This is a genomic window from Peptoniphilus grossensis (assembly GCF_001940285.1).
Lineage (GTDB): Bacteria > Bacillota > Clostridia > Tissierellales > Peptoniphilaceae > Peptoniphilus_A > Peptoniphilus_A faecalis.
The window spans coordinates 979,325-993,081 of sequence record NZ_MJIH01000001.1 but is presented as its reverse complement, the minus strand read 5'-3'; the positions used below and the strand labels follow the sequence as shown (position 1 = coordinate 993,081).

Here is a 13,757-nt window from a genome sequence, read left to right as displayed (position 1 = left end):
AAAAATTTAAACTCCAAATTCAAATTAATATTATAATAAATTCAAGGCAACGTCAACTCTATTTTGAAAATATTCTAAATAGTCCTGTAAAATAATTTATAGAATAATGAAAATTTTATGAATACATCAATATATTTTTAAAATAACTGAAAGCTCCTATATATAAACGATAAATATAAATGGAGAACTTGACTTTAGTTAGTTTTCTTGATATTCTAATAAAGAAAAAATGAATTGCATAAAAACTTTTATGTTGATGATGGAGGGCTATGTTTAATTGAATAAAAAAGAAAAAAGTATTAGAATATTAAAACTTTTATTATTAGCTAATATATTGAGAATACCCTTAGCATTTATAAAAAGGGCTATAGAAATTAAAATACATTCTCCTTTATTTACGGGGATAAGCTCATCCTTAATAATAACAATAAATATAATAGTAATTTTAATTGCTCTTATTACGGCATTTGCAGAAGACTAATATATAAAAAAGAGTACAAGTAATTTTGCGACTTGTACTCTTTTTTGATATTTATTTTATTAAAAAGTTAATGTTAGTTATTAAGCACCAAGGTAAGCTGCCTTTACAATAGGATCACTTAAAAGTTTCTTTGCAGATCCGCTCTTGACAATTTTTCCAGTCTCAAGGACATAGGCTCTATCAGAAATTTTAAGAGCTAGGTTTGCATTTTGTTCCACTAATAGAACTGTTACTCCAATCTCTTTGAAATTTTTTATTACATCAAAAATTTTTTCAACAAAGAGAGGAGACAGTCCCATAGAAGGTTCGTCCAATAAAATTAATTTTGGTCTAGTCATCATGGCACGACCCATGGCAAGCATTTGTTGCTCGCCACCAGAAAGTGTGCCTGCTCTTTGATTTTTTCTTTCTTCAAGAATTGGAAATCTTTCGTAAATAACTTTTAAAATATCTTCGTCGCTTTCCCGTGGATTTTTCACAGCAAAGGCACCAAGCTTTAAATTATCTAAAACAGATAAATCTGTGAAGACTCTTCGACCTTCAGGCACTTGTGCAATTCCCATTTTGGTAATTTCATGAGCCTTTGCCTTAGTAATATCTTTGTCTAAAAATCTAAGCACACCACTTTTTTTGGGGATCAATGCCGATATACTTTGAAGAGTGGAAGTTTTTCCAGCACCATTGGCACCGATTAAGCAAACTATTTCACCTTCCTTTACTTCAAAACTTACGCCCTTTAGTGCGTGTATATTTCCATAAAATACATTTAAATCTTTTACATTAAGCATTGCTACCTCCAAGATAAGCTTCTATAACTCTAGGATCATTTATAACATTGCGAGGGAGACCTTGAGTTAGCATCCTTCCATAATTTAACACAGCAATCCTTTCACAAATGCCAAGTACAAGTTTCATATCATGTTCAATCAATAAAATTGTAATATTAAATTTGTCACGAATAAGTCTAATTGTCTCCATAAGCTCTTCTGTCTCTTGAGGATTCATTCCGGCGGCAGGTTCATCTAAGAGAAGAAGTTTTGGATTAGATGCCATGGCACGGGCGATTTCTAATTTTCGTTGATCGCCATAGGACAAAGTATTGGCAGAGAAATTTTTAAACCTATCTAAATTAAAAATTTTCAAAAATTCCATGGCACGAGTGATGCCTTCGTACTCTTCTCTCCAAAATTTTTTTGTCCTAAACATTCCATCTAATAATCCATATTTTATTTCATCATTTTGAGCAACACGAACATTGTCAAGGACAGACATATAGCCAAAGAGCCTTATGTTTTGAAAAGTTCTTGATATTCCCTTTTTCACAAGCTTGTGAGGTTGAAGACCATTTATTCCTTCGCCCTTTAAAAGGATTTCACCTTCAGTGGGAGAATAAACGCCTGTTATCATATTAAATACAGTAGTCTTGCCAGCACCATTAGGTCCAATTAGTCCAAAGAGCTCGCCTTCATTTATTTCCAAATTAAAATCGTCAACAGCTTTAAGACCGCCAAAATTTATTCCAACATTATTTAATTTCAAAACAGAAGTCATTAGTCCTCACTCCCTTCATAGTGTTTATCTATCTTTAATAATTTGTAAACGAGTCCAGTAAGGGTAAATTCTTTTCTTCCAAGTAAGCCATTAGGTCTAAATATCATGACAATAATTAAAGCTAGAGAATAGAAAATCATTCTGTACTCTGCAAACTGACGAAGAAATTCTGGAATTATAGTTAGAACTATTGCAGAAAAAATTGCACCAGTAAAGGAACCCATACCACCAAGGACAACCATTACCAAGATGTCAAAACTTCTATTGTAGTCAAAAACTTTTGCACCAATTACACCTATGTTGTGAGCATACATTGAACCAGCAATACCCGCAAAGAAAGCAGATAGTGCAAAGGCATAGGTTTTAAAATAAGTTATATTTATACCAGAAGATTCAGCTGCAATTTCGTCGTCACGAATAGATAAAATTGCTCGACCATGTTTTGATGTCATAGTGCTAAACATTATAGCAACAGAAATTATTGTAATTATATAAATAACTAAGAAGTTTTGCATAACGGGAATGCCAGATAAACCTTGTGCACCACCAGTGAATCCAAAGTATTCAATTAAAACCCTTATGATTTCACCAAAGGCTAAAGTTACAATGGCGAGGTAGTCGCCCTTTAATCTAAGGGCAGGGATGCCAATTAAAATTCCAATGATAGATGCAAAAATTCCACCTAAAAGCATTCCCATGATATAACCACCAAGTCCTGGTATAATTCCAGCTTTTGTAAAAAGGGCAGCAGTATAAGCACCTATTGACATAAAACCTGCGTGCCCCAAAGTTATTTGTCCAAGGTTTCCCACGGTGATGTTAAGAGAAACGGCGAGGACTATATTTATTAAGACAAGTCTTAAAACACTCATGGCATATCTATTTAAGATGCCGACATAATTTAGACCAATAACTATAAAATAAAATAGTGCAAGAAGTATTACACTTAAAACCATTATTCCCTTTTTTTCTCTAGTCATTATACTTTCTCCTTTTGATTCTTGCCAAGTAAGCCATTAGGTTTAACAAGTAACACTACAATTAAAAGACCAAAGACAATTGCATCAGCAAGTTTTGAAGAAACATAGGCCTTTATAAGAGCTTCCACAATTCCAATGATGATTCCACCAATAACGGCACCGGGAATAAGACCAATGCCGCCAATAACTGCGGCAGTAAAGGCCTTTATGCCTAACATAGATCCCATTAAAGGATAAACTTGTGGGTAGGCACTGATGTATAAAACAGAGGCCACTCCAGCAAGGGCAGATCCAATTGCAAAAGTAAGGGACAGTATAGTGTCAACATTAATTCCCACAAGACTTGCAGCACCATAATCTTCACTAGTGGCAATCATAGCCTTGCCATATTTTGTATTTTTCATAAATAATTGCAAAATAACAGTGAGTATGGCTGTGGTAATAATAGTTACATAAGTAGAAGGAGCAATGTTTATTTCTCCAATATTAATAATACCTGATTTAAAAATTGGAGGAACAGATTTTGCACCTGCACCAAAAATTTTCATAAAAGAATTTTGTAATAGTAAACTCACGCCAATAGCAGTGATTAAATTTGCAATTCTAGGACTATTTCTAAGCGGTTTATAGGCAAGCCTTTCTATTAATACGCCAACAACAATGCAGACTAATATTGATGGAATAATAGCAAGATAAAAGGGAAGACCAGCACTTAGAAGAAGACCAGAGATAGCATAGATAGCAGTATAAGATCCAATCATTATAATTTCGCCATGAGCAAAATTTATAAGTTGAGCAATGCCATATACCATTGTGTAGCCAAGCGCAACAAGAGCATATACAGAACCTAAACTAAGTCCATTTAATAGTTGATTTATAAAACTCATAGAGCCTCCTTAAAAATTAATAAAAAAGACAAGCATAAGCTTGCCTTTGCTTTTATTATTCAGCTGAAACTAAACTGTTAAAAGTATATGAGCCGTCCTTAATTTCTATAATAGTTGCAGATTTTACAGGGTTGTTGTTTTCACCAAACCTCAAATCTCCAGTAACGCCACTAACTTCTACAGACTTTAGAGCCTTAACTATTTCAGCAAAGTCCATAGAAGCGGACTTTTCTATTGCCTCTTTATAAATATAAACTGTGTCATATCCAAGAGCAGAGAATGCAGAAGGATCTTCATTATATTTTTCCTTGTAAGCATTTACAAAGTTTTGAACCTTTTCGCTAGTATCGTGAACTGAGTAGTGATTAGTGAAGTAAACACCATTTAATAAGTCTTTTGAACCTTCGTCAATAACAGCAAGCACTCCATCCCATCCATCAGGACCAATAATTTTAGACTCAATGCCAAGGTCTCTAGCTTGCTTAATAATTGAAACATCTTTTTCGTAGTATTCAGGCACTATAATTACATCGGGTTTTTCTTTATCAATATTTGTAAGTTGAACCTTGAAGTCAACATCACTATCGCCATAACCTTCATCAGCAACAACCTCAAGTCCCTTAGATTTTGCTTGCTCAATGAAAGCATCAGCAACACCATTAGAGTAATCGTTAGAAGTATTTCTAAGGATTGCAACTGTCTTTGCCTTCAAGTTGTCACAAGCAAAGTTTGCTAAAATTTTTCCTTGAAGAGGATCAGTAAAGCAAGTTCTAAAGACATTGTCTTTATTTTCTGTTATAGGAGCACTAGTTCCTGTTGGAGTAATTATAGGAATTCCATCTTGAGAAGAGTTTTCTGCAACTGCAAGGGAAGGTTTCGAAGTAATAGCGCCGATGATGACATTATTACCACCTTCAACTAATTTGTTGTAAACAGTAACTGCTTCAGTTGGATCACCCTTGTCGTCTTCAGAGAGGTATTCAATTTGTTTTCCGCCAATACCGCCAGCTGCATTTATTTCCTCCACTGCCAGCTTAACACCTTTGTCAGCAGAATTACCATAGACAGCAGCAGAACCAGTCTTTGGAATAATTCCTCCAATTTTAATAACATCTCCATTGTCGGGAGCAGCAGAAGTCTTTTCAGCTCCGCCTCCACAGGCTGTAAGTAATGCAGCAAGTGAAAGGACACATAATATTTTTTTCATCGTCGTCATCTTTCTTACCTACCTTCTTAAAAAATTTTCATCTCAACTAATAAGTGTTTAACATATATCAACTGTTTAATTAAGATATTTTTTTTATTATAACAATTTATGCAAAAAGGTCAATAGAAAAAGACAAATTTATTGTAAATTAATACATTTTTTAGTTATCTAATCATATTATCAACTTAAACAAAATTTAAGATTTGAAATTAATTGTCTATAGATTTTATTTAAGTAATGTTACAAATATATTAAATTTATTAAAATTTCATAAAGTGCTAAAACTTTTTGTTGATATTGGGTATAATAGCACTAAAGAAAATGTTTTTATATCATTTAATTTTATAACGAGGAGGAGAGTTTATGAAAAACAAGAAAGTACTTAGTCTATTACTTGCGGGAGTAATGATTACGGCAATTCCATTTAATGTATTTGCAGGTACTAAAGAGGTACAAGAAGGACCAAATACTGAAGTAACAGCGTCTGCTGAAGAACCTGAAAAACTTGAAGTTGGTGAAGAAGAAGTTCCTGAAGCATTAAGGGCATCACAAGAAGATCCTTTTATTGTTACTTTTAATTCAGATGGAAGTGAAGTGAAAAAAGAACCTGTTAAAAGTGGAGAAACAGTAACTAAACCAGAAGACCCAACAAAAGATGGCTATATTTTTAAAGGTTGGTACGATGGAGATACAAAAGTAACATTCCCTTATGAAGTCACAAGAAGTGTAACTTTAACAGCAAAATGGGCAGAAAAATTTACAGTTACTTTTAATTCAGATGGTGGAAGTGAAGTACCTTCTCAGGATGTTGAAAGTGGACAAAAAGCAAATGAACCATTAAAACCAAAAAAAGAAGGCTATACTTTTAAAGGTTGGTACGATGGAGATACAAAATTTGATTTCAACACTGCTATTACAGGAGACAAATCTTTAAAAGCAAAATGGGAAAAAGATGTACCAGTTACAAAAGTTCTTTCTATTTCTGAAAGATATTATGACAAGGGAAGATTTTATGGCAAAGTAACTGCGGATGGAGATGCAGTAAAAGGCGCTACTGTTAAATTATATGATTATGACGGAGACTATACAGGAAAATCTGATGTAACAGATGCTAATGGATATTTTGATATCTATGTAGGCGATTACTACTATGGATATTATGATGACGATTATTATGGATATTATCGCTATGATAGTATAAAAGATAAATACTATTACTATGATTCTAAGGGAGACAGACAATATATAAATTATACTCCATATAATTATAGATATTACAATGATAGATACTATAATGGCAGATATTATGGTGGATATCTTTTAGCAACTAGCGATGATTATGAAACATCTTCTAAATATTATCTAAATGACGGAAGATATTGGGACGGATATTACAGAGATTATAGATATTATGACAGATACGACAAAAAAGTTTATCCAACTGATATCTCTAGAACAAATTATTCAACTAGTGGATATCTAAAGGGATATAGCAACAGTACTGTATATGTATATGACGATGGAACTTATCTTGGCAGCGATGTAATTGACTCAAAGGGATACTTTAAAGTAACTTGGAATAGTCCTTATGTTTCTACTGGAAGAACTTTAGACTATTATGTAAATGGAACTTACAAAGCAGATAATGGATATTCAATTATTCCAACTGTTAACGCAGTTTCAGCTGGAGCAAAATATGTAAGAGGTAATGCAGGATTTAATGCAACTGTAACTGTATATGATGCAAGTGGAAATACACTTGGAAGTACAACTGCAGGAGATACTGGCATTTACAATGTAGTATTAAACAGAGAATTGAGAGCTGGAGAAACTATTAAAGTTGAATCTAAGGAATCTGGCAAAGTTTCAAGAAGTACTGAATATAAAGTTGGTGGAGTAGCTGTTTCTACAGAAAAAGTTAACCAACCTTCATATATCGCAGGTTTCCCAGATGGAACATTTAAACCATCTAAGGAAGTTACGAGAGCAGAAGCTGTTAGAATGTTTGTTAAACTTGTAAATAATGGAGAAGAACTTCCAAGCAATCCAAAGACAAGTTTTAAAGACGCAAACAATGCTTGGTATTCAGATGAAATTAACTACGCAGTTTCTAAGGGCTTTATCAAGGGTTACTCTGACAACACATTTAAACCAAATCAAGCAATCACAAGAGCAGAATTTGCACAAATGATTTCTGTATTTGTTAAAGATGGTTATCCAGGAACTGGATCATTTAAAGACGTAAAAGGTCACTGGGCATCTGATGCAATCAATGAACTTTACGGAAATAAGAACATCAAAGGTTACTCTGATGGAACATTTAAGCCAGATCAAAAGCTTACAAGAGCAGAAGCTGTAACAATTTTAAACTCTGTATTTGGCAGAAATACTAAATCAACATCTTTCACAAAGGTTAGTGAAAGCGGATTAAAGAAATTTACAGATGTACCAAAGAGCCACTGGGCATATTATGAAATCCTAGATGCTTCTAATGGACACAATGCAGCTAAAACTGGAAGTTCAGACGAAGTAAGTGTATGGCAATAAATTAAGTTTTAAATTTAAAAATTAAAATTTAATAAAGAAAGCGGCAGGATATCTTGCCGCTTTTTTGCTTTAAACATATTTAATGGATAAATGCAAATAAATTAAATTGATATAGATGATATACTAGAAAATATTTATATTTTAAGTGAGTGTAAGTTAAATTATTTTAAATAGAAGATAAAAGAAGATAAAAGTTTTAAAATTTTAATTATTTCCTTGGCATCAACACATTATAGAAATAAAAATCACAGAAAAAGTTATTGATATATGGTGATGTTAAATATATTTGAAAAAGCTTAAAAATCAAAGAAACTTCAAAGTTAATACTTTATCTTTATAAAGAATTACAAGAGTTTTTAAAAGCATCTATTTTTGGGTATAGTATAGATAACAAATACTTATAATTTATATTTTATAGGAGGTAATTATGAAAATATTAGTGCCAATCGATGGATCAAAGAGTTCAAAAAAATCAATAGAGGTAGCAAGAGATATGGGACAAAAACTAGGGGCAGATCTTATTATTTTGACTGTTACTCCAGAAACTTCTATCTTTGAACAATATCCAGCCAATTTTAATTTTACACTTGAAATAGACAAGGCTAATGTTGAAAGAGCAGAGATGATACTTAAAGATGCAGAAACGGATTTAAGCGGATATCCAAACAAAGTTGAAACTTTTTACACTTCTGGAAATCCTGGTGAACAAATTTGTAAGTTTGCTGAGGAAAAAGATGTTGACTTTATTATAATGGGCAATAGGGGACTAGGTGCTTTTTCTAGGACGCTTTTAGGTTCTGTATCCAATAAAGTAATAAATCATTCAAAGAAATCTGTACTTGTAGTTAAGTCAGATATTTAATAAGGGGCGGTTATCCGCCTTTTATTTTTTGATTTTTAAGAGAGAAAATAATTTCAATTAATATTTTGTAAAATTTTATAAAAATACTATTGTTATTTATATTTTTTCAAACTCAAAGTTAGTTTTATATACTTTTAGTTAAACAATGATAAAAAACACCTTGTATTTTTTGTTTTTAATTAGAAAAAGTTTACTTTATTTTCAATTTCAAATTTGTGGCAAATTTATTTATTGCTTGTTTTTTTAGTTAAAGATGCCTTGAAAAACAAGCACATAATGTTATAATAGAAATAACGTATGTTAATTAAATAACATTCTTTATAATAATTGTTAGGGGGATTTTAAATGGATTTTAGAATGGACAAGGAACATCTATTGTTACAACAAATGTATCGTGCATTTGCTGAAACTGAAGTTGAACCTGTTGCTGCTGATGTAGATGCAACAGAAGAAGTTCCTATGGAAAATGTTAAAAAAATGGCCAGATATGGTTTCTTTGGAATACCATTTCCTAAAGAATATGGTGGACAAGGTGCAGATTATTTAGCTTACGCTATGGCAGTAGAAGAACTTTCAAAGAAATGTGCTACTACTGGTGTAATTGTTTCTGCTCATACTTCACTATGCTGTGCTCCAATTTATGAAAATGGAACAGAGGAACAAAAGAGAAAATACTTACCAGATTTATTAGCAGGTAAAAAAATCGGTGCCTTTGGTCTTACTGAACCAGGTGCTGGTACTGATGCAAGCGGTCAAAGAACAACTGCTGTACTTGATGGTGATGAATATGTACTTAATGGATCAAAGATCTTTATTACAAATGCAGGATTTGCTGATGTATTTGTAATTATCGCAATGACTGATAGATCTAAGGGAAATCACGGAATTTCTGCGTTCATAGTTGAAAGAGGAACTCCAGGATTTACAGTTGGTGAACCAGAAGACAAGATGGGTATCAGAGGTTCTTCTACTTGTGAGCTTATCTTTGAAGATTGTAGAATTCCTAAAGAAAATCTTTTAGGAAGAGAAGGCAAAGGATTTAAGCTTGCAATGAAAACTCTTGATGGTGGTAGAATTGGTATCGCATCTCAAGCTCTTGGCATTGCAGAAGGTGCAATTGACGAAACAGTTAAATACACTTCTGAAAGAAAACAATTTGGAAGAAGAATTTCTCAATTCCAAAACACTCAATTTGAACTTGCAGATATGAAAACTACTGCGGAAGCAGCTCAATTATTAGTTTATAGAGCAGCTGATGCTAAAGGTAATGGCGAAGCTTACGGACATTATGCAGCTATGGCTAAATTATTTGCAGCAGAAGCAGCAAGTGATATAACTAGAAGATGTCTTCAATTATTCGGTGGATACGGCTACACTCGTGATTATCCAATTGAAAGAATGATGAGAGATGCTAAGATCACTGAAATTTACGAAGGTACATCTGAAGTAATGAAGATGGTTGTATCTGGCTGGATGGGCGTTAAATAATCGGAAGGAGTATTATAGATGAATATAGTAGTATGTATTAAACAAGTACCTGATACTAATGAAGTTAAACTTGACCCTGTTACTAACACTCTTATTAGAGAGGGCGTGCCAAGTATTATAAACCCTGATGATAAATCAGGACTTGAGGTTGCACTTAGACTTAAAGATGAAAATCCAGATACCCACGTAACAGTTTTATCAATGGGACCGGGACAAGCTGAAGTTGCATTAAGAGAAGCTCTTGCAATGGGAGCAGATGAAGGAATCCTTGTAAGTGATAGAGCCTTTGGTGGAGCTGACACTTGGGCTACATCTTGTACAATCACTGCAGCACTTGAACACTTAGATTATGATTTAATTATCTGTGGTAGACAAGCTATCGATGGAGATACTGCACAAGTTGGGCCACAAATTGCTGAACACATTGGAATTCCACAAGTTTCTTATGTTGAAGAACTTGAACTAGACAAAGATATGAAGGGTATAACTGTTAAAAGACAATTTGAAGATAGATATCACATAATCAATGTTAAATTCCCATGCTTAATCACTGCAATTGCAGAATTAGCAGAACCTAGATATATGACGATTGGTAAAGTTTTTGAAGCTTACCAAAAAGAAATCAAAGTTTGGGGTCTTGAAGATATTAAAGACAAACTCGATATGGCAAACATAGGGCTTAAGGGATCACCTACTAAGGTTAAAAAATCCTTCCCTAAACAAGGAAAAGGTAAAGGTGTTCTTTTAACTGACCTTACTGCTGACGAAGCAGCTCAAGCTATCGTTGCTAAACTTCAAGAAAAGTATATTATCTAATTGGGGGTTTAAAAATGAGTAAAGATGTATTTGTATTTGTAGAACAAAGAGACAATAAACTTGAAAAAGTTGGAATAGAACTTTTGGGAAAGGCTAGAGAACTTGCTGACGATCTTGGACAAGATGTCGTTGCAATGTTGCTTGGTGAAAAAGTTAAAGATCATGCTGAAACTCTTATCAGACATGGAGCCGATAAAGTTATTGTAGTAGAAGATGAAATGCTTAAAGAATATGTTACTGAACCATATGCTAAAGCAATTACAAAAATTATAAAGGAAAAAGACCCTGAAATTGTAATTTATGGGGCATCATCAATAGGCCGTGACCTTGCACCAAGACTAGCAGCAAGAATTCACACAGGACTTACTGCTGACTGTACTAAACTAGAAATAGATGAAGAGTCTAAAAATCTTATGATGACAAGACCTGCCTTTGGCGGTAACTTAATGGCAACAATCCTTTGTGAAGATTTTAGACCACAAATGGCGACAGTTAGACCCGGAGTTATGCAAGCACTTGATTCTGACAATTCTAGAAAAGGTGAAATTGAAGAAATCAAAGTTGACTTTACTGATGCCGATATGAATATTGAAATTAAAGAAATTGCTAAACAAGAGTCTCATAAGAAAGATATCACAGAAGCTAAGATATTAGTATCTGGTGGTCGTGGAATTGGTGGACCAGAAGGATTTAAACCTCTTCAAGAACTTGCTGATAAATTAGATGCAGAAATTTCTGCATCAAGAGCATCTGTAGATTCAGGCTGGATAACTAAAGATCACCAAGTTGGACAAACTGGTAAGACAGTTAGACCAGAACTTTACTTCGCAATGGGAATTTCTGGAGCAATCCAACACGTTGCAGGTATGGAAGATTCTGACCTTATTATCGCTGTCAACAAGGATCCAGAAGCAGCAATTTTTGAAGTTGCAGATTTAGGCGTAGTTGGCGACATTAATGCAGTTGTTCCAAAGCTTATTGATGCAATTGAAAGAGAACAAAGAATTAAAGCTGAAATTTAATTTTTAAATAAATTTAGAGGTTACCTTTTCGTAACCTCTTTTTTATTCAGATTATAAAAGTTGAGGAAAAGATATATTAAATACTTAAAAGCACTTGGATTTTGCGTGCAAAAGTGGTAAAATTTATTTCAATAATTTTTATTTTAGTGTAACAAATGGAGGGAAGATAATGGATAAGTCTTATGTTTTTTATAATGGAGAAATCGTTGAAGAGGAAAAGGTATCAGTAAGCATTAGATCTAGAGTTGTAAACTATGGACTAGGTGTTTTTGAAGGTATTCGTGCTTATTGGAGCGATGAAGATCAAGAACTTTATGGATTTAAATTAATTGAACATTACAAAAGATTTTTACAATCAGCAAAGGTAGTTAATTTAAAAATAGATTATACTGCAGAAGAACTTGCAGACTTTACAATTGAACTTTTGAGAAAAAATGGATATAAACAAACCACTTATATAAGGCCTATCGCTTATAAAGATACTAAAACAGTTGGAGTTAGTATTGAAGGACATGAAGATGACGTAGTGGCAATTTATTTGCAACCAATGGGCAAGTACATGGAACAAGAGGAATTTAGAGTTAAAGTTTCGTCATGGGTAAGAATTGCAGACAATATGCTTCCACCAAGAACTAAGGCTACGGCAGGTTATCTTAACTCAGCACTTGCATCGCTAGAAGCTAAGAGAGCGGGATATGATGAGGCTGTATTGCTAAATAGAAATGGATATGTATGTGAGGGTCCAGGTGAAAATATCTTTATTTATAAAAAGGGAAAACTAATTACACCACCTGCTTCAGACGATATATTAGAAGGTATTACAAGAGATGTAGTAATGCAGCTTGCAAGGGAAGAACTTGGAATTGAATGTGTAGAAAAGTCAATAGCGAGAACTGAACTTTACAATGCAGATGAAGTTTTCTTCTCTGGAACAGCAATGGAAGTTGCACCTGTAGTTGAAGTCGATGGTATAAAAGTTGCTGATGGCAAATCAGGCGAAGTTTGTATGAAGTTAAAGGAACTTTTTGCAGATATAACACATGGTAGAAATGAAAAATACAAAGATTCATTGAGACCAGTTTATGGCAAATAAAAATTTTAAATATTTATATAAAATGATTTTTATTTTATAAACTTATAGAAATCGGTGTAGCTTATTGTCTATGCCGATTTTTTGTTGAAAATATTTATTTAAAAATAAAAGATACAAAATTCAAATATGATATAATTCTTTTAAAATAGTCTAATTATAGTTTTAATATTTTTGGGTAATTTATTACATAGAGAGGTGATTAAGTGGCGAAGCAATACACCAAAAATCTAATCAAGAGGGAGTTTTTGAAACTACTTGAAGAAAAAAGTTTTAGCAGTATTACGATATCTATGCTTTCAGAAAGATGCGAGATAAATAGAAACACGTTTTACTATCATTATGAAGATATATACACTCTAGTGAAGGAAATTTTAAGTGATGAACTAGAAAAAGTTGATGAAGAATTTAATGAAACCTTTTCTTGGGAAAAAAGCTTGATTCACGCCTCTTCTTTCTTAATGGAGAACAAAAAAGCAGCACAGAATCTTTTCAAATCTATTGAAAAAAGTGACAGAGACAATTACCTTTACCAAGTTTGTGAGTCTGTAATGGAAAAATATGTGGAGAACGAATGTAAATCCAAAAATATTTCTGCAAAGAAAAGAGACAAAAGACTAGTGACAGATTTTTATCGTGCAGCGCTTGTTGGATTATTAGATAATTGGATTCAGGATGGAATGAAGGAGTCGCCCGAAGATATGATTTATCGCATTGGCAAACTCTTTGATGGAAATATTGAGAGATCTCTTCGAATTAGCGAGGATCTAGATGAAGTTTAATAAAATTAAAAACTATAATTGCTTGAGAATGTACTGAGGACATA

The 13,757-nt window shown here is 33.1% G+C and carries 13 protein-coding genes; 8 read left to right on the top strand and 5 right to left on the bottom strand.

Translation table 11 applies throughout. The features are described from left to right. The first annotated feature begins 277 nt into the window (after positions 1–277). Positions 278–481 (top strand): hypothetical protein, encoded by a 204-nt coding sequence (locus BIV18_RS04830; protein WP_075659539.1) that lies wholly within the window; start codon positions 278–280, stop codon positions 479–481. 80 nt (positions 482–561) lie between these two features. Here the strand turns inward: BIV18_RS04830 and BIV18_RS04825 are convergent, their stop codons facing one another. The 5 genes from BIV18_RS04825 to BIV18_RS04805 are packed head-to-tail and all read right to left on the bottom strand — an operon-like array spanning position 562 to position 5,106. After that, positions 562–1,269 carry an ABC transporter ATP-binding protein gene (locus tag BIV18_RS04825; RefSeq protein WP_075659538.1) on the bottom strand — a complete coding sequence of 236 codons (708 nt, stop codon included), beginning with the start codon at positions 1,267–1,269 and terminating at the stop codon, positions 562–564. Beyond that, positions 1,262–2,032, bottom strand: coding sequence for an ABC transporter ATP-binding protein (locus BIV18_RS04820; protein WP_075659537.1), 771 nt, complete (start codon positions 2,030–2,032; stop codon positions 1,262–1,264). Before BIV18_RS04820 ends, BIV18_RS04825 begins: the two co-directional genes overlap by 8 nt. Then, a complete protein-coding gene (locus BIV18_RS04815; RefSeq protein ID WP_075659536.1) occupies positions 2,032–3,012 on the bottom strand; it encodes a branched-chain amino acid ABC transporter permease in 981 nt (326 codons plus the stop codon). Before BIV18_RS04815 ends, BIV18_RS04820 begins: the two co-directional genes overlap by 1 nt. Continuing rightward, positions 3,012–3,899 carry a branched-chain amino acid ABC transporter permease gene (locus BIV18_RS04810; protein WP_075659535.1) on the bottom strand — a complete coding sequence of 296 codons (888 nt, stop codon included), beginning with the start codon at positions 3,897–3,899 and terminating at the stop codon, positions 3,012–3,014. Before BIV18_RS04810 ends, BIV18_RS04815 begins: the two co-directional genes overlap by 1 nt. A 55-nt stretch (positions 3,900–3,954) precedes the next feature. Beyond that, entirely contained in the window at positions 3,955–5,106 is a 1,152-nt protein-coding gene (locus BIV18_RS04805; RefSeq protein ID WP_075659534.1) for an ABC transporter substrate-binding protein, read from the bottom strand. A gap of 363 nt (positions 5,107–5,469) precedes the next feature. Here BIV18_RS04805 and BIV18_RS10305 point away from each other — a divergent pair, with 363 nt between their 5' ends. The 7 genes from BIV18_RS10305 (at position 5,470) to BIV18_RS04760 (ending at position 13,713) form a co-directional block, all read left to right on the top strand. Continuing rightward, a complete protein-coding gene (locus BIV18_RS10305; RefSeq protein WP_083635527.1) occupies positions 5,470–7,653 on the top strand; it encodes an S-layer homology domain-containing protein in 2,184 nt (727 codons plus the stop codon). 427 nt (positions 7,654–8,080) lie between these two features. Continuing rightward, positions 8,081–8,515, top strand: coding sequence for a universal stress protein (locus BIV18_RS04785; protein WP_075659533.1), 435 nt, complete (start codon positions 8,081–8,083; stop codon positions 8,513–8,515). Between the two features lie 345 nt (positions 8,516–8,860). Continuing rightward, positions 8,861–10,003 carry an acyl-CoA dehydrogenase gene (locus tag BIV18_RS04780; protein ID WP_075659532.1) on the top strand — a complete coding sequence of 381 codons (1,143 nt, stop codon included), beginning with the start codon at positions 8,861–8,863 and terminating at the stop codon, positions 10,001–10,003. Between the two features lie 18 nt (positions 10,004–10,021). Next, positions 10,022–10,819: an electron transfer flavoprotein subunit beta/FixA family protein gene (locus BIV18_RS04775; RefSeq protein ID WP_075659531.1), complete on the top strand. Its 798-nt coding sequence runs from the start codon at positions 10,022–10,024 to the stop codon at positions 10,817–10,819. Between the two features lie 14 nt (positions 10,820–10,833). Further along, positions 10,834–11,841, top strand: a complete 1,008-nt coding sequence (locus BIV18_RS04770) for an electron transfer flavoprotein subunit alpha/FixB family protein (RefSeq protein ID WP_075659530.1) — start codon at positions 10,834–10,836, stop codon at positions 11,839–11,841. Between the two features lie 169 nt (positions 11,842–12,010). Next, positions 12,011–12,934, top strand: coding sequence for a branched-chain amino acid transaminase (locus BIV18_RS04765; protein ID WP_075659529.1), 924 nt, complete (start codon positions 12,011–12,013; stop codon positions 12,932–12,934). A 245-nt stretch (positions 12,935–13,179) separates the two neighbouring features. Then, positions 13,180–13,713 (top strand): TetR/AcrR family transcriptional regulator, encoded by a 534-nt coding sequence (locus tag BIV18_RS04760; RefSeq protein WP_235860785.1) that lies wholly within the window; start codon positions 13,180–13,182, stop codon positions 13,711–13,713. Positions 13,714–13,757: the final 44 nt, after the last annotated feature.